Source organism: Paraburkholderia diazotrophica (genome assembly GCF_038900755.1).
GTDB lineage: Bacteria > Pseudomonadota > Gammaproteobacteria > Burkholderiales > Burkholderiaceae > Paraburkholderia > Paraburkholderia diazotrophica_A.
Genome location: NZ_JBBPEN010000010.1, coordinates 21045 through 45046 on the forward strand (window position 1 = coordinate 21045; position 24002 = coordinate 45046).

Consider the following 24002-nt stretch of genomic DNA (forward strand, 5'->3'; position numbering starts at 1 on the left):
AAGCAATGGCTATTGCAGAGGCTCTTTCAGCGCGGCGGGTACCGGCAGCGGCATTACATCGATGCCTTCTTCGACGAGGGCGCGCGCATCTTCAGGCGTCGTGACGCCCCGGATGCTACGGGCAGGCGCTTCGTTGTAGTGAATGCGCCGCGCTTCCTCGGCAAAGCGGTCGCCCACGTTCTCGGTCTTTTCCAGCACCTCGCGCAGCGCGCGCATCACGTGCGCCTGCAACTCGCTAGCGTTCGCGGGAGCCGTTTCCGACGGGGCGCTAGTCGCCTTCGACAGATTCAGGCGAGGCGCCGACGGCAAACGGCTCACTTCGGTCGCACCGCAAATCGGACATTCGACCAGCTTGCGGGACAACTGCGATTCGAAGTCATCGGCGGAAGCAAACCAGCCTTCGAACCGATGATCGTGCGGACACTGTAGATCGAGGACCTTCATGTGGAATCAGGGCTTGCGTACGAGTTTAGCGCAAAATTGGAATTTTTGAACGGTCGTTCGTTAAAATCGTTTCCTGCCTTGGCTCGTCGGGCCCGCTAGCGGCAGCACAGTCAGACGACTGCTCCGGCATTGGGCACCGCATAATGCGCAGGCAGAAACACGATAATCAGTGATTTTAGCGCCTTGATGCACGACGCGCCGAAGCGTCGATGGCAGCGCCACAACGAACGTCAGAAAAGGAAAACGGCAGCGCCAGGGCTGCCGTTTTGCAGACCATCGCCGAGTCGAAGCGGGCGGCGTATCAGCCCGCCTCTGCCGCGTTCGTCGCCCATTCGCCCGACAGCAACTTCTCGAGCCAGAACGTGCCGATGATCGTCTTCACGTCGCTCACCTGGCCCGTGCGTACCCATTCCGACACGTCCGTCACCTTGGCGATGAACGTTTCCAGGAACTCGCCGTCGTCGAGCTTGCGCTCGCCCGCTGTCAGACCGCGCGCGACATAGATGTCGATGAACTCCGTCGAGTACGAAATGATCGGGTGAATGCGCGTCAGATAGACATACTCGCGAGCCGTGTAGCCCGTTTCTTCGAGCAGCTCGCGCTTCGCGCAGGTCAGCGAGTCTTCGTGCGGGTCCAGCTTGCCGGCCGGATACTCGACCATCACCTTGCCCATCGCGTAGCGATACTGGCTCTCCATCAGCACGCGGCCGTCGTCGAAGAGAGGGATCACCATCACGGCGCCGGGATGCTTGACGTATTCGCGCGTCGCCGTTTTGCCATCGGGCAGGCGCACGGTATCGCACTTGACCGTCATGAAGGGCCCTTGATAAGCCACTTCGCTTTTGATGCAGGTCTCGGTAAGCGTAGCGTCGTGATCGGGAAGTTCTGCCATGTGCGGCCTCTTGCGGCGAGAGGCGCGACGGCTGAAACCGTCAGCGCCGTTTGACGAGATATTGAAACGTGAAGCCCGGGAAGGCGAACACGATGAACAGGCTGAACGTAATCGCGTAAAACTGCCAGCCTTGTTCGAAGCGGTTGCCGGCACGCGCTTCGAGCAGGAAGCCGAGCGCGCCGACAATGAAATACAGCACGATCAGTTCGCCGATCCTGATCCACGCGCTTTTCTTCGCGGCCCTCAAAGGCACGACACCGAACAGGCGTTGATTCAGAAACGGCAAGTTGGCGCCCGCGAGCGCCAACAGCACGATGAACCACCCCGCTGCCGACATTACAGCGGCAGCGTATGCGAAATCGCGTTCAGGCAGATCGACATCAGCGGGCCGGGAACGATGCCGAGCACCAGCACGGCGACGCCGTTCAGTGCCAGCAGCGTGCGCTTGCAGGCGTCGCCCGCGAGCGGCGTCGTGTCGACGGGGTCGTCGAAGTACATCAGCTTGACGATGCGCAGATAGTAAAACGCGCCGAACAGCGACGTGATCACCGCGAGCACCGCGAGCCACGTGAGCCCGGCGTTCATCGTCGCTTCGAGAACCGCAAGCTTCGCGTAGAAGCCAACCGTCGGCGGAATGCCGGCGAGCGAGAACATCATCACCATCATCACAAACGCGAAGATGGGGCTACGCTGGTTGAGTCCCTTGAAGTCGTCGAGCGTTTCGGCTTCGAACTCGCGGCGCGCAAGCAGCATCACCACACCGAACGAGCCGAGCGTCGTCAACAGATAGATGATGCTGTAGAACATCGCCGAGCCGTATGCGCTCGCGGCCGAGCCCGTCTTGCCGTCGACCACGCCGGCCAGCAGGCCGAGCAGCACGAAGCCCATGTTCGAAATGGCCGAGTAAGCCAGCATCCGCTTGACGTTGCGCTGGACGATACCCGTGATGTTGCCGACGATCAGCGACAGCGCGGCCAGGATGACCAGCATCTCCTGCCAGTCGACGGCGAGCGGCAGCAGGCCCATCACGAGAAAGCGCAGGCCCCACGCGAACGCCGCGACCTTCGGGCCGCCGCCGACGATGAGCGTCATTGCAGTCGGCGCGCCTTGGTAGACGTCGGGCACCCACATGTGGAACGGCACGGCGCCCATCTTGAACGCGATACCCGCGACGATGAAGATCACACCGAACAGCAGCACGACGTCGTTGATGCGGCCCGATGCGACGGCCTTCAGCACTTCGTTCAGTTCGAGCGAGCCCGTCGCGCCGTAGAGCATCGAGATGCCGTACAGCAGGAAGCCCGAAGCCAGTGCGCCCAGCACGTAGTACTTCATCGCCGCTTCGTTCGACGGAGCGGCATCGCGGCGCAGCGCGATCACCGCGTACAGCGACAGCGACATCAGTTCCAGACCGAGGTACAGCGTCAGGAAGTTGTTGCCGGAGATCATGATCAGCTGGCCGAGCAGCGAGAACATGCCGAGCAGGAAGAAGTTGCCCTCGTACAGGCCGCGATCTTCCAGGTACTTGCGCGAGTAGATGATCGTCAGCGCGTAGCCGAGCGACACGACCGCCTTCATCACGCTGGCGAACGGATCCACCACGTACATGCGCGAGAAGAAGTACTGCGGCCCGGCGCCCGGCGCGAAGGCTTCGATGGCAAACCAGATGCCGGCCACCACCGACGAAACGAGCGCAATGAAATACGTCGTTTTTCGGCTGTCGGGCCCGGCAAAGGTGTCGTTGAGCCACGCGACGACGATGGCGGCCATCACCAGCGCGTCAGGCAACAAGGCGGTCATAGGAGCGTTTTGCATGATCTTTTAAATTCCTCCGCTCGGCATTACTGCGGTAGCGGCAGCTTCGACTGCGCGACGTGGGAGAGGAGGTTTTCCACCGACACGTGCATCACTTCGGTAAAGGGCTTCGGATAGATGCCCATGTACAGCGTCAACGCGGCGAGCACCGCCAGCATGAAGAACTCGCGACGGTTGATGTCGACGAGGCTCTTCACGTGGTCGTTCGCAACCGCGCCGAAGTACACGCGCTTGTACATCCACAACGTATAGGCCGCGCCGAGAATCAGCGTCACGGCCGCGCCGAACGCGATCCAGAAGTTGTACTGGACAGCGGCCAGAATCACCATGAACTCGCCGACGAAACCGGACGTACCCGGCAGGCCGCAGTTCGCCATCGAGAACAGCATCACGAGCGCGGCGAACTTCGGCATCGTGTTGACGACGCCACCGTAGTCGGCGATCTGACGCGAGTGCATGCGGTCGTACAGCACGCCGATGCAAAGGAACATCGCGCCCGACACGAAGCCGTGCGAGATCATCTGCACGATCGCGCCTTCCGTACCGAGCTGGTTGAAGATGAAGAAGCCGAGCGTGACGAAACCCATGTGAGCGATCGACGAATACGCGACCAGCTTCTTCATGTCGGCCTGCACCATCGCGACGAAGCCGATGTAAATCACGGCGATCAGCGACAGCGTGATAACGACGGGTGCGAGGAAATGGCTCGCATCCGGCGCGATGGGCAGCGAGAAGCGGAGGAAACCGTACGCGCCCAGCTTCAGCATGATCGCGGCCAGCACGACGGAGCCGCCCGTCGGCGCTTCAACGTGCGCATCGGGCAGCCACGTGTGGACGGGCCACATCGGCACCTTGACGGCGAACGCGAGGAAGAACGCGATAAAGAGCAACACCTGCGGGGTCATCGACAGCTTCGCGGCTTGCCACGTCGCCAGATCGAACGTGCCCGTCTGCGTGTACAGGTACAGCAGGCCGACCAGCATCAGCAGCGAGCCCATCAGCGTGTAGAGGAAGAACTTGAATGCCGCGTACACGCGGTTCACCCCGCCCCACACACCGATGATGATGTACATCGGGATCAGCGTCGCTTCGAAGAACACGTAGAACAGCATGCCGTCGGCCGCCGAGAACACGCCAACCATGATGCCCGACAGGATCAGGAAAGCGGCCAGATACTGCGCGACGTTCTTCGTGATCACCTCCCACGCGGCGATCACGACGATCACCGTGATCAGCGCCGTCAGCACGACGAACCACATCGCGATACCGTCGACGCCGAGGTGGTACGTGATATTGAAACGATCGATCCAGCCGGCTTTCTCTTCGAACTGCAATGCGGCCGTGCTCGTGTCGAAGTCCGTGATCAGCGGAATCGTCACGATGAAACTCAGGACAGAGCCAATCAGCGAAATCCAGCGCGCGGGACCGGGATTACGATCTGAACCGATGGCCAGAACCACCAGGCCGAAAACAATCGGCATCCAGATTGCGATACTTAGAATCGGAAACGTCGTATGCATGTGAAGTGTCTCCAGCCTGTTCTTATTTGCCGCCGAGCGTTACAAACAGGGTCAAGAGCCCCAGCATGCCGATGATCATGGCAAACGCGTAATGGTAGATGTAACCCGATTGCAGGAAACGGATCACGCTCGCGAACCAGCCGATAAAGCGCGCGCTTCCGTTGACAATACCGTCGATGACCACGACGTCGCCTTCCTTCCACAGGCCACGGCCGATGGCCACGGCGCCGCGTGCGAACACGACTTCGTTGATCTTGTCCATGTAGTACTTGTTATCCAGCAGCGTATAGATCGGACCGAACGCGCGGCGCAGCGTCGCCGGCAGATCGGGGCGCTGCAGGTACAGGAACCACGCCACCACGACACCCGCGAGCGCCAGCCAAACGGGCACGCCCGACGCGGCGTGCAGGCCCATCGAGGCCCAGCCCTGGAATTCCTCCGCCATCTCGTGCAGCGCCGGATGGTTTTCGCCGATGAAGATGACCTTCTCGAACGCCACGCCGTGCTGGAAGAAATCGCCGTACAGCATCGGGCCGATGCCGATTGCGCCGATCACGATCGACGGAATCGCGAGCAGCACCAGCGGCACCCACACTACCCATGGCGTTTCGTGCGGCTCGTGAGCATGGTCGTCGTGACCGTGACCGTGGCCGTGATCGCCGTGGCCGTGCGCAGCGGCTTCGGCGCCCATCGGCGAGTCAGGATGCTTCGGACCGCGGAAGCGCTCTTCGCCGTGGAACACCATGAAGTACATTCGGAACGAGTACAGCGCCGTCACGAACACGCTTGCGACAACCGCGAAGTACGCGAAGCCCGAACCCGGCAGATGCGACAGCTTGACCGCATCGATGATCGAGTCCTTCGAATAGAAGCCTGAGAAGAACGGCGTGCCGATCAGCGCGAGCGAACCGACGAGCGACGTGATCCACGTGATCGGCATGTACTTGCGCAGGCCGCCCATGTTGCGCATGTCCTGGTCGTGGTGCATGCCGATGATGACCGAGCCCGCGCCGAGGAACAGCAGCGCCTTGAAGAACGCGTGCGTCATCAGGTGGAACACGGCGACGGGATACGCCGACACACCGAGCGCCACCGTCATGTAGCCGAGCTGCGACAGCGTCGAGTACGCGACGACACGCTTGATGTCGTTCTGCACGATGCCGAGGAAGCCCATGAACAGCGCCGTGATCGCGCCGATCACCGTGATGAACGACAGCGCCGAATCAGACAATTCGAACAGCGGCGACATGCGCGTCACCATGAAGATACCGGCCGTCACCATCGTTGCCGCGTGAATCAGCGCGGAGATCGGCGTCGGGCCTTCCATCGAGTCCGGCAGCCATACATGCAGCGGAAACTGCGCCGACTTGCCCATCGCGCCGATGAAGAGGCAGATACATGCGACCGTCAGCAGGCCCCAGTCGGTGCCCGGGAACGTCAGCGAGGCCAGCTCGTGGCTCTTCGCGAACACTTCGCCGTAGTTCATCGAGCCGCCGTACGCGAGGATCAGGCCGATCCCCAGAATGAAGCCGAAGTCGCCCACGCGGTTGACGATGAACGCCTTCATGTTTGCGTAGATCGCGCTCTCACGCTTGAAGTAGAAGCCGATCAGCAGGTACGACACGAGACCCACCGCTTCCCAGCCGAAGAACAGCTGCAGGAAGTTGTTGCTCATCACGAGCATCAGCATCGAGAACGTGAACAGCGAGATATACGAGAAGAAACGCTCGTAGCCCGTCTCTTCGTCGGCCATGTAACCGATCGTATAGATGTGCACCATCAGCGACACGAAGGTCACGACGCACATCATCATGGCCGTCAGCGTGTCGACGAGGAAGCCGATTTCGAATTTCACCTTGCCGACCGTCATCCATTCGTACACGGTCGCGTTGAAGCTCGCGCCATTCAGCACGTCGAGGAAAACGATGCACGAAAGAACAAACGAAATCGCGACGCCGAGGATCGTGACCGAGTGCGCACCCGCACGCCCGACCGTCTTGCCGAACAGCCCTGCGATCAGCGAGCCGGCCAGCGGTGCGAGCGCAACCGCCAGCAACAGGTTTTCATTGAGTGTCGTTGACATAAGAGCCTGTGCCTGAAATTAACCTTTGAGCTGATCGAGATCCTCGACGTTGATCGTGTCGAGGCTACGGAACAGGGTCACCAGAATTGCGAGGCCGATCGCCGCTTCGGCTGCCGCAACGGTCAGCACGAAGAAGACGAAGATCTGGCCATGCACGTCGCCGAGGTAATGCGAGAACGCGACGAAATTCGTGTTGACCGCCAGCAGCATCAGTTCGATCGCCATCAGGATGATGATGACGTTGCGTCGGTTCAGGAATATGCCGACGACGCTGATCGCGAACAGGATCGCGCCGAGCACGAGGTAATGGGCAAGTGACAACATGTTTTTCTCCTCTACGTCAGCTGTTCTTGCCGGCGCCAGCGTCGCCGGTAATGGCTTCAGGTTCAGCCAGACGTTCCTTCTCTGCTGCCATCCTGACCACGCGCATGCGGTCTTCGCGGCGCACTTTCACCTGTTGCGACACGCGTTGGCGCTTGCTGTCCTTGCCATGACGCGCGGTCAGCGCAATCGCCGCGATGATCGCGACCAGCAGCACGAGGCCGGCCACTTCGAATGCGAAGATGTAGTCCGTGTAGATGACCTTGCCGATCAGGCGCGTGTTCGACCAGTCGGCGGCGCCCGCGACGGCAGCCGTCGTGTCGCGCACGGGCTGAACTGTCGCGCCATAGCCGTGCCACAGGATCAGCGCCGTTTCGACCACGATGATGGCGCCCACCACCGTCGCCATCGGCACGAAGCGTTTGAAGTCGCGCCGCAGCACGTCGAGATTGATGTCCAGCATCATCACGACGAACAGGAAGAGCACCATCACCGCGCCGACGTACACCAGCACCAGCAGTATCGCGAGGAATTCCGCCTGCAGCAGCATCCAGATCGCGGCCGCGTTGAAGAACGCGAGCACGAGGAACAACGCGGATGCCACCGGATTGCGCGAAGTGATCACCTTCAGCCCTGACACCGTCAGGAGTAACGCGAAGATGTAGAACAGTACGGTCGTGAATTCCATGATTACCGATTCATCGTTAGGCCATCGTCAGGCTTCGTGCTTCGGCGCGCGTCTTCTGATACATCGCTTTCTCTGACGCGGCACCCAAGCGGTCTGGCAGCGCCGCACGGTTTTGCGCCTGGTAAGCCGTGCGGCGTCGAACTGCTATATCAACCCAAATCAACGATAGGGTGCGTCGGCTGCCTTGTTCGCAGCGATTTCCGCTTCGTAACGGTCGCCGACTGCCAGCAGCATGTCCTTCGTAAAGTACAGATCGCCGCGCTTTTCGCCGTGATATTCGAGGATGTGCGTTTCGACGATCGAGTCGACCGGGCAGCTCTCCTCGCAGAAACCGCAGAAGATGCACTTGGTCAGATCGATGTCGTAGCGCGTCGTGCGGCGCGTGTTGTCCGCGCGCGTTTCCGATTCGATCGTGATCGCGAGCGCCGGGCACACCGCTTCGCACAGCTTGCATGCGATGCAGCGCTCTTCGCCGTTCTCATAGCGACGCAGCGCGTGCAGCCCACGGAAACGCGGTGAAATAGGGGTCTTCTCTTCCGGGAACTGCACCGTGATCTTGCGCTGGAACGTATAGCGTCCCGTCAGCGCGAGGCCTTTCAGCAGTTCGGTCAGAAAGAAGGTCTTGAAGAAGTTTTGGATTGCGGTCATGGTTCGTCCGCCTCCTTAATTCCAGATATTCAACGGCGACATGATCCAGAGGCCGACCACGATCACCCAGATCACAGTAACCGGCAGGAACACCTTCCAGCCCAGACGCATGATCTGGTCATAGCGGTAACGCGGGAACGTCGCACGCGCCCAGATGAATACCGACAACAGGAAGAACACTTTCAGGACCAGCCAGAAGATGCCGGGGATGAAAGACAGGAACCCGAACGGCGCGCTCCAGCCGCCCAGGAACAGCACGGAAGCCAGCGCCGAAATTACGATCATGTTGATGTACTCGGCGAGGAAGAACAGCGCGAACGCCATGCCCGAGTAATCGATCATGTGACCTGCGACGATTTCCGACTCGCCTTCCACCACGTCGAACGGGTGGCGGTTCGTTTCGGCGATGCCCGAGATGAAGTACACGACGAAGGCGGGCAGCAGCGGCAGCCAGTTCCACGACAGGAACGTCACGCCGTGGCTCGCGAAGATGCCGCGCATCTGCGATCCGACGATGTCCGAGAGGTTCATCGTGCCTGCCGTCATCATCACGACGACGAGCGCAAAGCCCATCGAGATTTCGTACGACACCATCTGCGCCGCCGCGCGCATCGCGCCGAGGAACGCGTATTTCGAGTTCGACGCCCAGCCGGCGAGAATCACGCCATACACGCCCATCGACGAAATCGAGATCGCGTACAGCAGCCCCGCGTTGATGTCGCCGAGCACCGCACCCGATTGGAACGGAATCACCGCCCACACCGCGAACGCGGGGACCACTACCATGATCGGCGCGATCAGGTAGATCCAGCGGCTCGCTTGCGTCGGCTGAATGACCTCCTTGAGGAGCAGCTTCAGCACGTCGGCGATTGGCTGCAGCAGACCTGCCGGGCCGACGCGGTTCGGGCCGAGACGCACGTGCATCCAGCCGATCAGCTTGCGCTCCCACAGGATCAGGTAAGCCACGCACAGCAGGATCGCGACGGACACCACGAGGATGCGCACGAGTGCCCACACCGTAGGCCAGGCCACGCCGAGAAGCTGGCTGCCGCCCGCGTTGATCGTATCGAACAAGGTCATTTACGCCTTCTCCACCACCAGTTCACCGAACAGGTTGCCCAGCGCCGCACCGGCAGGCGTAGCCGCCGATACGCGGACGACCGTCTCCGCAAGATTCGCATCACGCACGGCCGGAACCTGCACCGAGCGATCGCCCTGACGAACGCGCACGGCGTCGCCTTCCTTCAAACCCAGCTTGTCGAACAGCGCCGCCGGCAGACCGATCGTGTGTGCGGCACGCGCGGCCGCCGTCAGCTGCAACGACTCTGCACGGCGCACGAGCGGATCGGCATGATAGATCGGCACATCGGCGATGCGCTCGAACGTCCCATCCGCCGCCTTCGCCGCGCTGCCGCGCGCGACGGCTGTCGTCGTTCTGTTCGACAGGCGCGGCGTCAGATCGCCATCGCCCAACGCGGCGACGCGCACTTCTTCAGCCGTGTCGTATTCGAAGCCCGGCACGCCGAGCAGGCTGCCCAGCACGCGAAGAACCTTCCATGCGGGACGCGTATCGCCCAGCGGACGCACGACGCCGTTGAACATCTGCACCGTGCCTTCCGCGTTGATGAACGTGCCGGCCGTTTCCGTGAACGGCGCGATCGGCAGCAGGACGTCTGCGTATTCGGCGCCCGTCTGGAACGGCGACATCACGACGACCATTTCCGCCTGGTTCAGCGCGGCAAGCGCTTGCGCCGGGTTGGCCGTGTCGAATTCCGGTTCGAGATTCAGCAGCAGATAACCCTTGCGCGGCTGCTCGAAGACTTCACGAGCATTCAGACCGCCCTCGCCCGGCAATGCGCCGACGAGATGCGCGCCGACCGTGTTCGCCGCTTCCGTCAAGAAGCCGAGCGATGCGCCCGTTGCATCGGCGATCCATTGAGCTGCTGCGTGAATGCGCGCGAACTCCGGATGCTGGACTGCGCCGTTGCCGAGCAGTACGACGCGGAGCTCGCCCGTGGTGAGCGATGCCGCCGTCTGCTTCGCGACGTCCGACGCCTGCGTGCCTGCGAATGCTTCCGGCAACGCGACGCCCTTCGCTTCCGACACGGCGGCAGCGATGCCAGCCAGTTCGCCGAGCCATGCGGACGGCGCCGCGGCGATGCGCGTAGCTTGCGGGATCAGCGCGTCATCGCGCGTGGCTTGCAGCAGCGTGATCTTCGCGCCGCCCTTCGCTGCCTGGCGCAGACGCGCGGCGAACAGCGGATGGTCGCGGCGCAGCGACGAGCCGATCACCAATGCCGAATCGAGCATCGACAGATTCGCGATAGCCGTACCCAGCCACGGCGTGCCGTTTGCGTCTGCCGAAAAGTCCGTCTGGCGCAGACGGAAATCGACGTTCGGCGTGCCGACCGCTTCAGCGATTTTCTTCAGCAGGAACAGTTCTTCGACCGTGCTGTGCGCGCTGCCGAGCGCGGCAAACGCGTCCGCGCCATGATCCGCCTTGATGCCCTTCAGCCCCTTGACGACGTATTCGAGCGCAGTCTGCCAGTCCGTTTCGATCCACTGACCGCCTTGCTTGAGCATCGGACGCGTCAGACGTTCCGGGCTGTTCAGGCCTTCGTACGAGAAACGGTCCTTGTCCGAAATCCAGCACTCGTTGATCGCTTCGTTCTCGAACGGCAACACGCGCATCACGCGATTGTTCTTCACCTGGACGACGAGGTTCGCGCCGACGGAATCGTGCGGGCTCACCGACTTGCGACGCGACAGCTCCCACGTACGGGCGCTGTAGCGGAACGGCTTGCTGGTCAGCGCGCCGACCGGGCACAAGTCGATCATGTTGCCCGACAGTTCGGAGTCGACCGTCTTGCCGACGAACGACGTGATTTCCGAGTGCTCGCCACGGCCCAGCATGCCGAGCTCCATCACGCCGGCGATCTCTTCGCCAAAGCGGACGCAGCGCGTGCAGTGAATGCAGCGCGTCATTTCTTCCATCGAGATCAGCGGGCCGACGTTCTTGTGGAACACGACGCGCTTCTCTTCGCTATAACGCGACGACGACTTGCCGTAGCCGACGGCCAGATCCTGCAGCTGACATTCGCCGCCCTGATCGCAGATCGGGCAATCGAGCGGGTGATTGATCAGCAGAAATTCCATCACCGATTGCTGACCCTTCACCGCCTTTTCCGACTTCGTGCGCACGATCATGCCCGCCGACACCGGCGTCGCGCATGCAGGCACGGCCTTCGGCATCTTCTCGACATCGACGAGACACATCCGGCAGTTGGCCGCAATCGACAGCTTCTTGTGATAGCAGAAGTGAGGGATGTAGGTATCGACCTTATGCGCAGCCTGAATGATCATGCTGCCTTCGGCCACCTCTACTTTCTTGCCGTCTATTTCAAGTTCAACCATGATGGTCAATCTTCCTTAACCTGTTACCGCTCAATCGTTCGCCCGCTCGCCGCCGCGCTTTTGCGCAAAGCGGCGGCTCCTGCGCCCGCCTGTGGCTTTACTCTGGCTTATGCAGCGACCGTTTCCGATGCCGCCGCTGCGCCCGCATGACCGCCGACGAGGCAACGCTTGTTGGCGACGTGATACTCGAATTCGTCCCAGTAGTGCTTGAGCATGCCTCGCACGGGCATCGCAGCCGCATCGCCGAGCGCACAGATCGTGCGGCCCATGATGTTCTCGGCGACCGAGTTCAGCAGATCCAGATCTTCCTGGCGGCCGAGGCCGTGTTCGATGCGATGCACGACGCGATACAGCCAGCCCGTGCCTTCGCGGCATGGCGTGCACTGACCGCACGACTCTTCGTAATAGAAGTACGACAGACGCAACAGCGAGCGCACCATGCAGCGCGTCTCGTCCATCACGATGACGGCGCCGGAACCGAGCATCGAACCCGCCTTCGCGATCGAATCGTAGTCCATGTCGGTTTGCATCATGATGTCGCCCGGAATTACGGGCGCCGACGAACCGCCGGGAATCACGGCCTTTATCTTCTTGCCGCCGCGCATGCCGCCCGCGAGTTCCATCAGCGTCGAGAACGGCGTGCCGAGCGGAATTTCGTAGTTGCCCGGACGCTCGACGTCACCCGACACCGAGAAGATCTTCGTGCCGCCGTTGTTCGGCTTGCCCATTTCGAGGTAAGCCTGCGGACCGACTTCCAGCAGGAAAGGCACGGCAGCGAACGTTTCGGTGTTGTTGATCGTCGTCGGCTTGCCGTACACGCCGAAGCTCGCCGGGAACGGCGGCTTGAAGCGCGGCTGGCCCTTCTTGCCTTCCAGCGATTCGAGCAGCGCGGTTTCTTCGCCGCAGATGTAGGCGCCGTAACCGTGGTGCGCATGCAGCTGGAACGTAAAGCCCGAGCCCATGATGTTGTCACCGAGAAAACCGGCTGCGCGCGCCTCCTCCAGCGCTTCTTCGAAGCGCTTGTACACTTCGAAGATTTCGCCGTGGATGTAGTTGTAGCCGACCGTGATGCCCATCGCGTATGCGCCGATGGCCATGCCTTCGATCAGCGAATGCGGATTCCAGCGCAGGATGTCGCGGTCCTTGAACGTGCCCGGCTCGCCCTCGTCCGAGTTGCAGACGAGATACTTCTGCCCCGGAAACTGGCGCGGCATGAAGCTCCACTTCAGGCCGGTCGGGAAGCCCGCACCGCCGCGGCCGCGCAGACCCGAAGCCTTCACGTCGGCGATCACCTGCTCCGGCGGAATCTTCTCTTCGAGGATACGGCGCAGCTGCTTGTAGCCGCCGCGCGCCACGTAGTCTTGAAGATGCCAGTTGTCGCCGTTCAGGCCAGCGAGAATCAGCGGTTTGATGTGACGATCGTGCAAAGACGTCATTTCGAAAGTTCCTCGAGCAGCTGGTCGATCTTCTCGCGGCTCATGAAGCTGCACATGCGATGGTTGTTCACGAGCAGCACGGGAGCATCACCGCACGAACCCATGCACTCACCCTCTTTCAGGGTGAACTTGCCGTCCGGGGTGGTTTCGCCGAAGTCGATGCCGAGCTTCTGCTTCAGATATTCGGCGGCGCTGTCCGAACCGCCATCGGGACCGAGCTGGCACGGCAGGTTCGTGCAGAGCGTGATCTTGTGTTTGCCGACAGGCGACGTCTCGAACATCGTGTAGAAGGTCGCGACCTCCTGCACGGCGACGGCCGGCATGTCGAGATAGTCTGCGACGAACTGCATCAGTTCGGGCGACAGCCAGCCATGTTCCTGCTGACCGACGGCCAGCGCCGCCATCACGGCGGACTGTTTCTGATCGGCGGGGTACTTCGTCATCGCACGATCGATTTCTTTCAGGCCTTCAGCTGAGATCATTTTCAGACACGACTCTTTCAATTCCTACCGAACGAAAACCTGTCGCGCACTGCGTGTTGCGACAGACCCGGCGTTCCTTTGCTTGACGCGCGCCCCGCTTGTCATGCGTTATCGGCTACGTGAGCGCGCGCCTTGATGAATACGGCTTGTGAATTCGCCTAGCGATCGACTTCACCGAACACGATGTCTTGCGTGCCGATGATCGTCACGGCATCGGCGATCATGTGACCGCGCGCCATTTCGTCGAGCGCGGACAGGTGCGCATAACCTGGCGCGCGAATTTTCAGGCGATACGGCTTGTTCGCGCCATCCGACACGAGATAGATGCCGAATTCGCCCTTCGGATGCTCGACGGCCGCGTATGCTTCGCCTTCCGGCACATGGAAGCCTTCCGTGAAGAGCTTGAAGTGGTGAATCAGCTCTTCCATGTTCGACTTCATGCCGACGCGCGATGGCGGCGCGACCTTGTGATTGTCCGTCATCACAGGGCCGGGATTCTTGCGCAGCCAATCAATGCACTGTTTCGCGATGCGCGTGGATTGACGCATTTCTTCGACACGCACCAGATAGCGATCGTAGCAATCGCCGTTCACGCCGACGGGGATGTCGAAGTCCAGCTGGTCATACACTTCATACGGCTGCTTCTTGCGCAGGTCCCACTCGACGCCCGAGCCGCGCAGCATCGCGCCCGTCATGCCCAGTTGCAGCGCGCGCTCAGGACTCACGACGCCGATGCCAACCAGGCGCTGCTTCCAGATGCGGTTGTCGGTGAGCAGCGTTTCGTACTCGTCGACATACTTCGGGAAGCGGTTGAAGAAGTCTTCGATGAAGTCGAGCAGCGAGCCCTGGCGGCTCTCGTTCAGCTTCGACAATGCCTTCGCATTGCGAATCTTCGATGCCTTGTATTGCGGCATCGCGTCGGGCAGATCGCGATAGACACCGCCCGGTCGATAGTACGCTGCGTGCATCCGTGCACCGGACACCGCCTCATACACGTCCATCAGGTCTTCGCGCTCGCGGAACGCGTAGAGGAACACCGCCATCGCGCCAACGTCGAGCGCGTGCGCGCCGATCCACATCAGGTGGTTCAGCACGCGCGTGACTTCGTCGAACAGCACGCGGATGTACTTCGCGCGGATGGGCACGTCGATGCCGAGCAGCTTTTCGATCGCGAGCACATAGCCGTGCTCGTTGACCATCATCGACACGTAGTCGAGACGGTCCATGTACGGCACCGACTGGATGAATGTCTTGCTCTCCGCGAGCTTTTCCGTCGCGCGGTGCAGGAGGCCGATGTGCGGATCGGCGCGCTGGATCACTTCGCCGTCGAGTTCGAGCACGAGGCGCAGCACGCCGTGCGCTGCCGGGTGCTGCGGGCCGAAGTTGAGCGTGTAATTCTTGATCTCTGCCATGACGTTCTCTTAGTGTTTCAGGCCGCCATAGTGATCCTCGCGGATCACGCGCGGCGTGATTTCCCGAGGTTCGATCGTCACCGGCTGATAGACGACGCGCTTCTCTTCCGGGTCGTAGCGCATTTCGACGTAGCCGGAAACCGGGAAATCCTTGCGGAACGGATGACCGATGAAACCGTAATCGGTCAGGATGCGGCGCAGGTCCGGATGGCCTTCGAAGACGATGCCATACAGGTCGAACGCTTCGCGCTCGTACCAGTTGGCCGAATTCCATATCTCGACGACCGACGGAACCAGAGGCACATCGTCGTCCGGCGCGAACACGCGCACGCGCAGGCGCCAGTTGTTCGAGATGGACAGCAGATGCAGGACAGCGGCAAAACGCGGACCTTCGTAAGCGCCTTCACCGTAAGTTTGATAGTCGACACCACACAGGTCGATCAGCTGCTCGAAGTGCAGCGTCGCGTCATCGCGCAGACGCTTTGCTACTTCGAGGTAATCGCCCGCTTTCACGACGATGGTCAGCTCACCGACAGATTCGGTGATGCTCGTCAGGCGGCCGCCAAAGGCCGCCTCGAGGTTCGCTTTGAGGGTCTCGAGTTTGCTTGCCATATTGTGGGGAGGCTCTGGCCTTATTGACGGGCGATGGTATTGGTGCGGCGGATCTTCGCCTGCAGCTGGATCACGCCGTACACCAGCGCTTCAGCCGTGGGCGGGCAGCCCGGCACATACACATCGACGGGGACGATACGGTCGCAGCCACGCACCACCGAATACGAGTAGTGATAGTAGCCACCGCCGTTCGCGCATGAACCCATCGAGATCACCCAGCGCGGCTCGGCCATCTGGTCGTAGACCTTGCGCAGCGCAGGCGCCATCTTGTTGCACAGCGTGCCGGCGACGATCATCACATCCGACTGACGCGGACTTGGACGGAACACGACGCCGAAACGGTCGAGGTCATAACGGGCGGCGCCCGCATGCATCATCTCGACAGCACAACACGCGAGACCGAACGTCATCGGCCACAGTGAACCGGTACGCGTCCAATTGATCAGCTTGTCAGCCGTGGTGGTGACAAACCCTTCCTTCAAGACCCCTTCGATACTCATTTGTTTTCCACTCCAGACGGGCGGCGAGCCATCGCCACCCATGCAAACCGGCGATTAACCCGTCATTCCCAATCAAGGCCACCTTTCTTCCAGATATAGGCGAAGCCCAACAGGAATTCGAGCAGAAAAATCATCATCGAGATGAAGCCGGGCCAGCCGATATCGCGCAGGGCAACACCCCACGGGAACAGGAACGCCGTTTCAAGGTCGAAAATGATGAAGAGAATGGCAACCAGGTAGTAGCGCACATCGAACTTCATGCGCGCATCTTCGAATGCTTCGAAACCGCACTCGTACGGTGCGTTCTTTTCGGTATCCGGCCGGTTCGGACCGAGGATCTTGCCGATACTGACCAGTGCTACGCCTAAACCGGTGCCCACGAGGAGGAACAACAATACGGGGAAATAGGCTGCGAGGTTCAAAGCTATCCTCAATCGGTTGGTTCTGAGTGACGTCAGGAGACGCGGACTACTTTGAACAACCCCTGACGCGAAACACTTCGGGATGCTTGATGTCGAAAGCCCACAGCAAACACAACCCTGGAAGTGAAAATGCCAGCCGAAGCTGAAGCAAGCGGCTGGCATTAGATAACATTGGTGCCGACGGCGAGACTCGAACTCGCACAGCTTTCGCCACTACCCCCTCAAGATAGCGTGTCTACCAATTTCACCACGTCGGCACTGTCTGCAATCCGGGAAAACAACTTGTAAAACCCGCGAATCGCTTCAAGACTTGAATTGTAACCCGCTTAAACAGTTTGTTCAACGCACAAACGCGTTTTCTTCGAAAATTTATTTCGGCACATCCTGGCCTGGCGCAGAAGCTGCAGATGCAGCAACTGCAGCCGATGCATTAGCCGATGCAGACGCAGCAGGAGCAACCGATGCAGCCACAGGAGCCGATGCAGGAGCGCTACCGAGCACGCCCGCCGAAGGCTTCGAATGATAGGCGCCGATGTACGTCAGTGCCAACGTGGTGGCGAAGAACACTGCCGCCAGTATCGCAGTCGTACGTGACAGAAAATTAGCAGAGCCCGTCGCGCCGAAGAGACTGCCCGATGCGCCACTACCGAAGGCCGCGCCCATGTCTGCGCCCTTGCCGTGTTGCAACAGCACGAGGCCGATGACGCCAAGCGCCGACAGCAACTGCACGACAATGATCAACGTTTTCAAATACAGCATCACACTCACCTGAGTCTTTATTTAACCGCGCAACAAGACGTGCTGCGCGCAATGGGTCATCCTCGCCCGGGCAGTCAGTCTTTGTGTCAGCGCGCGGCGGTCGCCGCGACGGCTGCACTGCAGATTGCCAGGAAATCCTTGTCTTTCAGCGACGCGCCGCCGATCAAACCGCCGTCGATATCCGGCTGACTGAACAGCTCTTCCGCGTTCTCTGGCTTCACGCTGCCGCCATACAACAGCGACACGCTGCCTACATCATCGCCCTTCGCTACGAGACGCGCGCGCAGGAACGCATGAACGTCCTGTGCCTGTTGCGCGGTCGCGCTCTTGCCGGTGCCGATCGCCCAAACGGGCTCATATGCAACGACGATGCGAGCCGAATCCTCCACCGACAGCTTCGCGAGCACCGCATCGAGTTGCGCGCCGACGATCTGCTCCGTCTTGCCCGACTCGCGCTCTTCGAGCGTTTCGCCGACGCAGACGATCGGCGTCAAGCCTGCTTCGAGCGCGCGCTGCGCTTTCACTGCGACCGTCTCGCCACTTTCGCGGTGATACGCCCGACGCTCGGAGTGTCCGACGATCGCAAACGATGCGCCAAACTCGGCAGCCATTTCGGCAGCGACTTCACCGGTGTAGGCGCCCTGCGTATACGCGGATACGTCCTGCACGCCCCACGCGACGCGGCCGCCTTCCAGCAGCGACTGCGCTTGCGCCAGGTAGGGACACGGCACGCATACGCCGACTCGCACATCGTCCGGAAGATCGTTCGCGCCGTGCGATACGGCTTGCAGCAGCACGCGGTTGTCGGCAAGCCGACCGTGCATCTTCCAGTTACCGACTACCAGTTTTGCTCGTTGTTTCGCCATCGTCTCGCTCGTTTTATCTGGTGCGGGTCCTGGACGCCTCCGCTTCGTCAGCGCCCCCAGCTCTCTGGTGCCCGCGGTCCGCCTGCAAAATTCATGCAGAACGCGCAAAACACACGATTTTACTGTGTGCTGACAGACCGGGTCAAACTCAATTAAATGGGCGCTGTCAAGCACCCGCGCCCCAATTCAGCACGATCTTGCCGACGTGCAGGCTGCTTTCCATCAGCTCGTGCGCCTGCGCCGCCTGAGCGGCCGGGAACACCTTGTAGATCACCGGCTTGATCGCGCCGTCTTCGAGATGCGGCCACACGCGGTCCTTCAGTTGCGCCGCGATCCTCGCCTTGAATTCGACGGGACGCGGACGCAGCGTCGAGCCCGTCACCGTCAGACGACGGCGCAGAATGTCATTCAGATTCACTTCGGCTTTCGCGCCGCCGAGCAGCGCGATGATCACGAGACGGCCGCCGTCGGCGAGCGCCTTCAGTTCGCGCGGCACATAGCTGCCCGCCACCATGTCGAGAATCACGTCGACGCCGCGATCATTCGTGAGCGACTTGATCACTTCGACGAAATCTTCCGTCTTGTAGTTGATTGCACGTTCCGCGCCAAGCGCCTCGCACGCGCGGCACTTTTCATCCGTGCCGGCCGTCGCGAACACACGAAAGCCGAGCGCATGCGCGATCTGGATCGCCGTCACGCCGATGCCGCTCGAACCGCCCTGCACGAGGAACGTTTCGTTCTCGCCGCCCTCGCCTTTGCCAAGCAACGCGCGGTCAAAAACATTGCTCCAGACGGTGAAAAAAGTCTCGGGCAAAGCCGCCGCTTCGACATCGGAAAAACCCTTCGGCACGGGCAGGCACTGCAGCAGCGGCACGGTCGCGTATTCCGCGTAACCGCCGCCCGCCATCAGCGCGCACACGCGATCGCCGATCTTGAGACCGAACGGATTGCGCTTCTCGTCGATATTTCCGCCGACGATTTCGCCCGCCACTTCCAGCCCTGGCAGATCCGACGCGCCAGGCGGCGGCGCGTAGCCGCCCTTGCGCTGAAACACGTCCGGACGATTCACGCCCGACGCGGACACTTTGATCAGCACTTCGCCCGCTTTCGGCTCAGGCATCGGCCGCTCGGCGAGCTTCAAGACTTCCGGCGCACCGAATTCCGTGATTTCGATTGCGTTCATCGTCGTCTCTCCCAAGGTCTGGATAGCGCTGCAAACCGGCCACGAAAAACCGGTTCGCACTGCAATCCACCCTACATGAAAAACGGCCGGCGCGCTCTTGCGCTACCGGCCGTCCTGCTTTTACTACGTTACTGCTGCGGCGTCGGTTCCGTCTGCGCCGCTTCGTTCAGAAGCGCCTTCGCCGACAGGCGCACACGACCCTTTTCGTCCGTCTGGATGACCTTGACCTTCACTTGCTGGCCTTCCTTCAGGTAGTCGTTGATGTCCTTGATGCGCTCGTTGGCGATTTCGGAAATGTGCAGCAGACCGTCCTTGCCCGGCAGCAGGTTCACGATCGCGCCGAAGTCCAGCAGCTTGAGCACCGTGCCTTCGTAGATCTGGCCCACTTCGACTTCAGCCGTGATGTTCTCGATGCGCTTCTTCGCTTCGGCCATGCCTTCGCTGCTCGTGCTCGCGATCGTGACGACGCCGTCGTCCGAAATGTCGATCGTCGTGCCCGTTTCTTCCGTCAGCGCGCGGATCACCGAACCGCCCTTGCCGATCACGTCGCGGATCTTTTCCGGATTGATCTTGATGGTGATCATGCGCGGCGCGAATTCGGACAGTTGCGTGTTCGCACCCGAAACAGCCGCCGTCATCTTGCCGAGGATATGCATGCGGCCTTCCTTCGCCTGCGCGAGCGCGACCTGCATGATTTCCTTCGTGATGCCCTGGATCTTGATGTCCATCTGCAGCGCCGTGACGCCGCTGGCCGTACCGGCCACCTTGAAGTCCATGTCGCCGAGGTGATCTTCGTCGCCGAGGATGTCCGTCAGCACGGCAAACTTGTTGCCTTCGAGGATCAGGCCCATCGCGATGCCCGCGACGTGCGCCTTCATCGGCACGCCGGCGTCCATCAGCGCGAGGCAGCCGCCGCACACCGATGCCATCGACGACGAACCGTTCGACTCGGTGATTTCCGACACGACCCGGATCGAGTAGCCGAACTCTTCGGCGGTCGGCAGGCACGCGACCAGCGCGCGCTTCGCGAGACGGCCGTGGCCGATTTCACGACGCTTCGGCGAGCCAACGCGACCCGTTTCGCCCGTTGCGAACGGCGGCATGTTGTAGTGGAGCATGAAGCGATCGCGGTACTCGCCTTCGAGCGCGTCGATGATCTGCTCGTCGCCCTTCGTGCCGAGCGTCGCGACGACAAGCGCCTGCGTCTCGCCACGCGTGAACAGTGCCGAGCCGTGCGTGCGCGGCAGCACGCCCGTGCGGATTTCGATCGGGCGAACGGTGCGGGTGTCGCGGCCGTCGATACGCGGCTCGCCGTTCAGGATCTGCGAACGGACGATCTTCGCTTCGATGTCGAACAGCACATTGCCGACGGCTGCCTTGTCGGCTGCCACCGTGCCTGCCGCTGCCGCTTCTTCTTCGAGCTTGGCCTGCGTCGCTGCGTAGATTTCCTTCAGGCGGGTCGAGCGAGCCTGCTTGTCGCGCGTCTGGTAAGCCGCGGCCAGATCGGCGTAAGCAATTTCATTGACCCGCGAGATCAGCACTTCGTTCTTCGGCGCCGGCTGCCAGTCCCACTCAGGCTTGCCGCCTTCACGAACGAGTTCGTGAATCGCGTCGATGGACGCTTGCATCTGCTCGTGACCGAACACGACAGCGCCCAGCATCACGTCTTCCGGCAGTTGATCCGCTTCGGATTCGACCATCAGCACCGCGCGTTCCGTACCGGCGACGACGAGGTCGAGGCGCGATTCCTTGCTTTGCGTGCGCGTCGGGTTCAGCACATATTCGTTGTTGATGTACGCGACGCGCGCAGCACCGACGGGGCCGTTGAACGGCAGGCCCGACACGGCGAGCGCAGCCGACGCGCCGATCAGCGCGGGGATGTCGGCGGGGACTTCCGGGTTGATCGACATCACATGAATGACGACCTGCACTTCGTTGTAGAAGCCTTCCGGGAACAGCGGACGCAGCGGCCGGTCGATCAGGCGCGAAATCAGCGTTTCGCCTTCGGACGGACGGCCTTCGCGGCGGAAGAAGCCGCCCGGAATCTTGCCTGCCGAGTAGGTCTTTTCGATGTAGTCGACGGTCAGCGGGAAGAAGTCCTGGCCCGGCTTCGCCGTCTTCGCGCCGACGACGGTCGCCAACACGACGGTGTCTTCGATATCGACGAGCACAGCACCGCCGGCCTGGCGAGCGATCTCACCCGTTTCCATGCGAACGGTATGCTGGCCCCACTTGAACTCTTTGACGACCTTGTTAAACATAGACATTTGTCCTCCTTGATCTTTTGGATATGCCGCGCAGTACGTCGGGCGGCACCGTCAGGACCGAAGCCTTTCGGGTAGAGGAGTGTTATGCCATTCCAGAGAATCGCGTGGATGCGCCCACTTGCACGCGAACCGCTGGAATGACACAGCGCCCTACCCTCAAGCCCGGTTTTGTTTCGTTTTCCCGCGACGCAACCAGCGCGCCAGACGGGTGATTCGACGCCAAACCTCACACGAAGCGTACCGTCGAAAAACAAAATGCCTGCATCAGCGGAACTGACACAGGCATCTTGCTGACAGAAAGTCCGATGCGTCCGATTACTTACGCAGACCCAGCTTCTCGATCAGAGCGCGGTAACGATCGGCGTCCTTGCCCTTCAGGTAGTCGAGCAGCTTGCGACGACGGCTCACCATGCGCAGCAGACCGCGGCGGCTGTGGTGATCCTTCGTGTGGGCCTTGAAGTGAACCGTCAGTTCGTTGATGCGCGTCGTGAGCAGCGCGACCTGAACTTCGGGGGAGCCGGTGTCGTTGGTGCCACGTGCGAATTGCGCGACGACGTCGGATTTCTTGATTTCAGCTACGGACATGTTGATTTCCTTTGAATCAAACTGGCGGTCACGGAAGAAAGGCCGTGCCGTGGGGGTTACAACAAAACGAGTCGCGCATTGTATCACAGCAGGATCATCCGGCGAACCCCGCGGTTTCCGGGCGTGCTTGCGGCCGAGTCCGGGCGGCGTTTTGCAGTCGATTTTTAGACGGCGCCGGGACTCATTCACGGCTCACTCGCGACTCATTCACGGCTCAGGGCCGCTTCATCCGGCAAATCGTCGCCGGCGCGGTGCGCTCGGCCGGCAATGCCAGCACCGTCCGGAAACCGTAATGCGAGCCCTCGTTGTCGAACTGGACGCCCGGCGTACCCGCCTTGTCCATTTCCATCACGTAAAGGGGTTGGATCAGTTGATGGTCGTCGGCGCGCATCCACGACGGGTGGAAGCCGTTGTCGTATTTCATGCCTTCCAGCGCCTTCGCGACCTTGTCGGGCTGCGCGCTGCCCGCGCGGTTCATCGCAGCCGCCAGCATTTCGATCATCAGCGGCATGCGCAGCACCGGGTAGTCATCCTGCGCCGCCGGGAAACGCTGGCGGAACGACGCGTACCACGCATCCGACGCGGCACCGCCCGCGTTCGGGTGCCAGTCGGCGACGGCGACCACGCGCTTCACGCCCGCATCGCCGAGCGCGGCCGGCGCGCCGAGGCTGTTGCCGTAGAACGTGTAGAACTTCGTGTCGACGCCCTGCTCGCGCGCCGCCTTGACGAGTAGGGTCAGGTCGTTGCCCCAGTTGCCCGTGATCACCGCGTCGGCGCCGCTCGCGCGAATCTTTGCGATGTACGGCGCGAAATCTTTCACGCGGCCGATCGGATGAAACTCGTCGCCAACCACGGCGACGTCCGGCCGCTTCGACACAAGCGCCGCGCGCGCCAACGCGCTCACGTCATGCCCAAAGCTGTAATCCTGATTCAGCAGATAGACCTTCTTCACCGACTTGTCGCGCTGGATCACATCGGCGAGCGCATCCATCCGCATGCCCGCGTGCGCGTCGAAGCGGAAATGCCAGAAGCTGCAATTCGCGTTGGTGAGCGCCGGGTCGTCGGCGGAATAGTTGAGGAACAGTTCGCGATTGTCCGGCTCGCGCATGTTCTGCTTGTCGATCGCGGCGAGCAGCGCTGCCGCCACGGCCGAGCTGTTGCCTTGCGCGATGAAGCCGATGTGCCTGTCGGCGGCCGCGCGCAGTTGCACGAGCGCCTCTTCCGCACTGCCCTTGCTGTCGAGCACGACGAGTTCGAGGGGATGCGCGCCATCCGCGAGCTTCACGCCACCGCGCGCGTTGACCGTCTCGACGCCGAAACGCAAATTGCGCTCGACGGCCGCACCCGCATTCGCAAACGGACCGGACATGCCTTCGATCATCGCGATACGAATCGGCGCTCCCGACGGCGCATTCTGCGCATGCGCGCTCGATGCCGGCCACGCAACGATTGCTGCGATTACCGCGACTGCTCCAATTGCCAGGGTCATTGCAGCCACTGCCGCACTGGTCGATTTTCTTTTCATCGGCGCGTCTCATCTGTCGATCGAAGCGCGGATCATAGGACGCCGCGCCGCCCGCGAGCAAGCGAATGCGCGTCTCGCCGAACGCGCGACCTGAAAATCTTTCGGCCTGACGCGTGTCAAAATATCGG

23 protein-coding genes and 1 tRNA gene are annotated in these 24002 nt (G+C 61.4%); all 24 read right to left on the minus strand.

Features of this window, described 5'->3' with window-relative positions; translation table 11 throughout:
* Positions 1–9: 9 nt before the first annotated feature.
* The 24 genes from AABE10_RS27100 to AABE10_RS27215 all read right to left on the minus strand — a co-directional run bounded on the left by AABE10_RS27100 (position 10) and on the right by AABE10_RS27215 (position 23838).
* Positions 10–444, minus strand: a complete 435-nt coding sequence (locus AABE10_RS27100; RefSeq protein ID WP_342936304.1) for a DUF1178 family protein — start codon at positions 442–444, stop codon at positions 10–12.
* A 301-nt stretch (positions 445–745) separates the two neighbouring features.
* A complete protein-coding gene (locus tag AABE10_RS27105; RefSeq protein ID WP_342936305.1) occupies positions 746–1336 on the minus strand; it encodes an NUDIX hydrolase in 591 nt (196 codons plus the stop codon).
* Positions 1337–1376: 40 nt separating this feature from the next.
* On the minus strand, positions 1377–1673 hold the full coding sequence (locus AABE10_RS27110) for a DUF2818 family protein (protein WP_087733278.1): 297 nt from the start codon (positions 1671–1673) through the stop codon (positions 1377–1379).
* A complete protein-coding gene (gene nuoN, locus AABE10_RS27115) occupies positions 1673–3151 on the minus strand; it encodes an NADH-quinone oxidoreductase subunit NuoN (RefSeq protein WP_342936306.1) in 1479 nt (492 codons plus the stop codon). Before nuoN ends, AABE10_RS27110 begins: the two co-directional genes overlap by 1 nt.
* Positions 3152–3177: 26 nt before the next feature.
* On the minus strand, positions 3178–4671 hold the full coding sequence (locus AABE10_RS27120) for an NADH-quinone oxidoreductase subunit M (RefSeq protein WP_342936307.1): 1494 nt from the start codon (positions 4669–4671) through the stop codon (positions 3178–3180).
* A gap of 22 nt (positions 4672–4693) precedes the next feature.
* The gene (gene nuoL / locus AABE10_RS27125) at positions 4694–6754 is read right to left on the minus strand and encodes an NADH-quinone oxidoreductase subunit L (protein WP_342936308.1); all 2061 of its coding nucleotides are present in this window, start codon (positions 6752–6754) and stop codon (positions 4694–4696) included.
* 18 nt (positions 6755–6772) lie between these two features.
* The gene (gene nuoK, locus AABE10_RS27130; protein ID WP_087733282.1) at positions 6773–7078 is read right to left on the minus strand and encodes an NADH-quinone oxidoreductase subunit NuoK; all 306 of its coding nucleotides are present in this window, start codon (positions 7076–7078) and stop codon (positions 6773–6775) included.
* 16 nt (positions 7079–7094) lie between these two features.
* A complete protein-coding gene (locus AABE10_RS27135) occupies positions 7095–7763 on the minus strand; it encodes an NADH-quinone oxidoreductase subunit J (protein WP_342936309.1) in 669 nt (222 codons plus the stop codon).
* A 159-nt stretch (positions 7764–7922) separates the two neighbouring features.
* Positions 7923–8411, minus strand: coding sequence for an NADH-quinone oxidoreductase subunit NuoI (nuoI, locus tag AABE10_RS27140; protein ID WP_012401389.1), 489 nt, complete (start codon positions 8409–8411; stop codon positions 7923–7925).
* Between the two features lie 15 nt (positions 8412–8426).
* Positions 8427–9491 carry an NADH-quinone oxidoreductase subunit NuoH gene (gene nuoH, locus AABE10_RS27145; RefSeq protein WP_342936310.1) on the minus strand — a complete coding sequence of 355 codons (1065 nt, stop codon included), beginning with the start codon at positions 9489–9491 and terminating at the stop codon, positions 8427–8429.
* Entirely contained in the window at positions 9492–11825 is a 2334-nt protein-coding gene (gene nuoG / locus AABE10_RS27150; protein WP_342936311.1) for an NADH-quinone oxidoreductase subunit NuoG, read from the minus strand.
* Positions 11826–11932: 107 nt separating this feature from the next.
* Positions 11933–13261: an NADH-quinone oxidoreductase subunit NuoF gene (nuoF, locus tag AABE10_RS27155; RefSeq protein ID WP_342936312.1), complete on the minus strand. Its 1329-nt coding sequence runs from the start codon at positions 13259–13261 to the stop codon at positions 11933–11935.
* On the minus strand, positions 13258–13743 hold the full coding sequence (gene nuoE / locus AABE10_RS27160) for an NADH-quinone oxidoreductase subunit NuoE (RefSeq protein ID WP_342936313.1): 486 nt from the start codon (positions 13741–13743) through the stop codon (positions 13258–13260). The genes nuoF and nuoE overlap by 4 nt, the downstream gene beginning before the upstream one ends.
* Positions 13744–13901: 158 nt before the next feature.
* The gene (locus AABE10_RS27165; protein WP_342936314.1) at positions 13902–15155 is read right to left on the minus strand and encodes an NADH-quinone oxidoreductase subunit D; all 1254 of its coding nucleotides are present in this window, start codon (positions 15153–15155) and stop codon (positions 13902–13904) included.
* Between the two features lie 9 nt (positions 15156–15164).
* The gene (locus AABE10_RS27170) at positions 15165–15767 is read right to left on the minus strand and encodes an NADH-quinone oxidoreductase subunit C (protein WP_087733289.1); all 603 of its coding nucleotides are present in this window, start codon (positions 15765–15767) and stop codon (positions 15165–15167) included.
* 20 nt (positions 15768–15787) lie between these two features.
* Positions 15788–16267 carry a NuoB/complex I 20 kDa subunit family protein gene (locus AABE10_RS27175; protein ID WP_006052903.1) on the minus strand — a complete coding sequence of 160 codons (480 nt, stop codon included), beginning with the start codon at positions 16265–16267 and terminating at the stop codon, positions 15788–15790.
* A 62-nt stretch (positions 16268–16329) separates the two neighbouring features.
* Positions 16330–16689, minus strand: a complete 360-nt coding sequence (locus AABE10_RS27180; protein ID WP_007588164.1) for an NADH-quinone oxidoreductase subunit A — start codon at positions 16687–16689, stop codon at positions 16330–16332.
* Positions 16690–16861: 172 nt separating this feature from the next.
* Positions 16862–16946, minus strand: a tRNA-Leu gene (locus tag AABE10_RS27185).
* A 112-nt stretch (positions 16947–17058) separates the two neighbouring features.
* A complete protein-coding gene (gene secG / locus AABE10_RS27190; protein ID WP_342936315.1) occupies positions 17059–17448 on the minus strand; it encodes a preprotein translocase subunit SecG in 390 nt (129 codons plus the stop codon).
* A gap of 86 nt (positions 17449–17534) precedes the next feature.
* Positions 17535–18314, minus strand: a complete 780-nt coding sequence (gene tpiA, locus AABE10_RS27195; protein ID WP_342936316.1) for a triose-phosphate isomerase — start codon at positions 18312–18314, stop codon at positions 17535–17537.
* A 166-nt stretch (positions 18315–18480) separates the two neighbouring features.
* Positions 18481–19497, minus strand: a complete 1017-nt coding sequence (locus tag AABE10_RS27200; RefSeq protein WP_342936317.1) for an NAD(P)H-quinone oxidoreductase — start codon at positions 19495–19497, stop codon at positions 18481–18483.
* A 128-nt stretch (positions 19498–19625) separates the two neighbouring features.
* Entirely contained in the window at positions 19626–21764 is a 2139-nt protein-coding gene (gene pnp / locus AABE10_RS27205; RefSeq protein ID WP_342936318.1) for a polyribonucleotide nucleotidyltransferase, read from the minus strand.
* A gap of 315 nt (positions 21765–22079) precedes the next feature.
* Entirely contained in the window at positions 22080–22349 is a 270-nt protein-coding gene (gene rpsO, locus AABE10_RS27210) for a 30S ribosomal protein S15 (protein WP_087733293.1), read from the minus strand.
* Between the two features lie 214 nt (positions 22350–22563).
* Complete coding sequence (locus tag AABE10_RS27215) at positions 22564–23838, minus strand: branched-chain amino acid ABC transporter substrate-binding protein (RefSeq protein WP_428983393.1); 1275 nt, start codon at positions 23836–23838, stop codon at positions 22564–22566.
* Positions 23839–24002 lie beyond the last annotated feature (164 nt).

Excerpts from the sequence above, each read along its gene's own strand:
- nuoI (WP_012401389.1), bottom strand. The coding sequence starts at position 8,411 with ATGACCGCAATCCAAAACTTCTTCAAGACCTTCTTTCTGACCGAACTG.
- AABE10_RS27105 (WP_342936305.1), bottom strand. The coding sequence starts at position 1,336 with ATGGCAGAACTTCCCGATCACGACGCTACGCTTACCGAGACCTGCATC.
- AABE10_RS27170 (WP_087733289.1), bottom strand. The coding sequence starts at position 15,767 with ATGGCAAGCAAACTCGAGACCCTCAAAGCGAACCTCGAGGCGGCCTTT.
- AABE10_RS27215 (WP_428983393.1), bottom strand. The coding sequence starts at position 23,838 with ATGACCCTGGCAATTGGAGCAGTCGCGGTAATCGCAGCAATCGTTGCG.
- rpsO (WP_087733293.1), bottom strand. The coding sequence starts at position 22,349 with ATGTCCGTAGCTGAAATCAAGAAATCCGACGTCGTCGCGCAATTCGCA.
- AABE10_RS27120 (WP_342936307.1), bottom strand. The coding sequence starts at position 4,671 with ATGCATACGACGTTTCCGATTCTAAGTATCGCAATCTGGATGCCGATT.
- nuoN (WP_342936306.1), bottom strand. The coding sequence starts at position 3,151 with ATGCAAAACGCTCCTATGACCGCCTTGTTGCCTGACGCGCTGGTGATG.
- AABE10_RS27175 (WP_006052903.1), bottom strand. The coding sequence starts at position 16,267 with ATGAGTATCGAAGGGGTCTTGAAGGAAGGGTTTGTCACCACCACGGCT.
- AABE10_RS27200 (WP_342936317.1), bottom strand. The coding sequence starts at position 19,497 with ATGAACGCAATCGAAATCACGGAATTCGGTGCGCCGGAAGTCTTGAAG.
- nuoH (WP_342936310.1), bottom strand. The coding sequence starts at position 9,491 with ATGACCTTGTTCGATACGATCAACGCGGGCGGCAGCCAGCTTCTCGGC.
- AABE10_RS27165 (WP_342936314.1), bottom strand. The coding sequence starts at position 15,155 with ATGGCAGAGATCAAGAATTACACGCTCAACTTCGGCCCGCAGCACCCG.
- AABE10_RS27135 (WP_342936309.1), bottom strand. The coding sequence starts at position 7,763 with ATGGAATTCACGACCGTACTGTTCTACATCTTCGCGTTACTCCTGACG.
- AABE10_RS27100 (WP_342936304.1), bottom strand. The coding sequence starts at position 444 with ATGAAGGTCCTCGATCTACAGTGTCCGCACGATCATCGGTTCGAAGGC.
- AABE10_RS27110 (WP_087733278.1), bottom strand. The coding sequence starts at position 1,673 with ATGTCGGCAGCGGGGTGGTTCATCGTGCTGTTGGCGCTCGCGGGCGCC.
- pnp (WP_342936318.1), bottom strand. The coding sequence starts at position 21,764 with ATGTCTATGTTTAACAAGGTCGTCAAAGAGTTCAAGTGGGGCCAGCAT.
- nuoG (WP_342936311.1), bottom strand. The coding sequence starts at position 11,825 with ATGGTTGAACTTGAAATAGACGGCAAGAAAGTAGAGGTGGCCGAAGGC.
- nuoF (WP_342936312.1), bottom strand. The coding sequence starts at position 13,261 with ATGACGTCTTTGCACGATCGTCACATCAAACCGCTGATTCTCGCTGGC.
- nuoL (WP_342936308.1), bottom strand. The coding sequence starts at position 6,754 with ATGTCAACGACACTCAATGAAAACCTGTTGCTGGCGGTTGCGCTCGCA.
- nuoE (WP_342936313.1), bottom strand. The coding sequence starts at position 13,743 with ATGATCTCAGCTGAAGGCCTGAAAGAAATCGATCGTGCGATGACGAAG.
- tpiA (WP_342936316.1), bottom strand. The coding sequence starts at position 18,314 with ATGGCGAAACAACGAGCAAAACTGGTAGTCGGTAACTGGAAGATGCAC.
- nuoK (WP_087733282.1), bottom strand. The coding sequence starts at position 7,078 with ATGTTGTCACTTGCCCATTACCTCGTGCTCGGCGCGATCCTGTTCGCG.
- secG (WP_342936315.1), bottom strand. The coding sequence starts at position 17,448 with ATGCTGTATTTGAAAACGTTGATCATTGTCGTGCAGTTGCTGTCGGCG.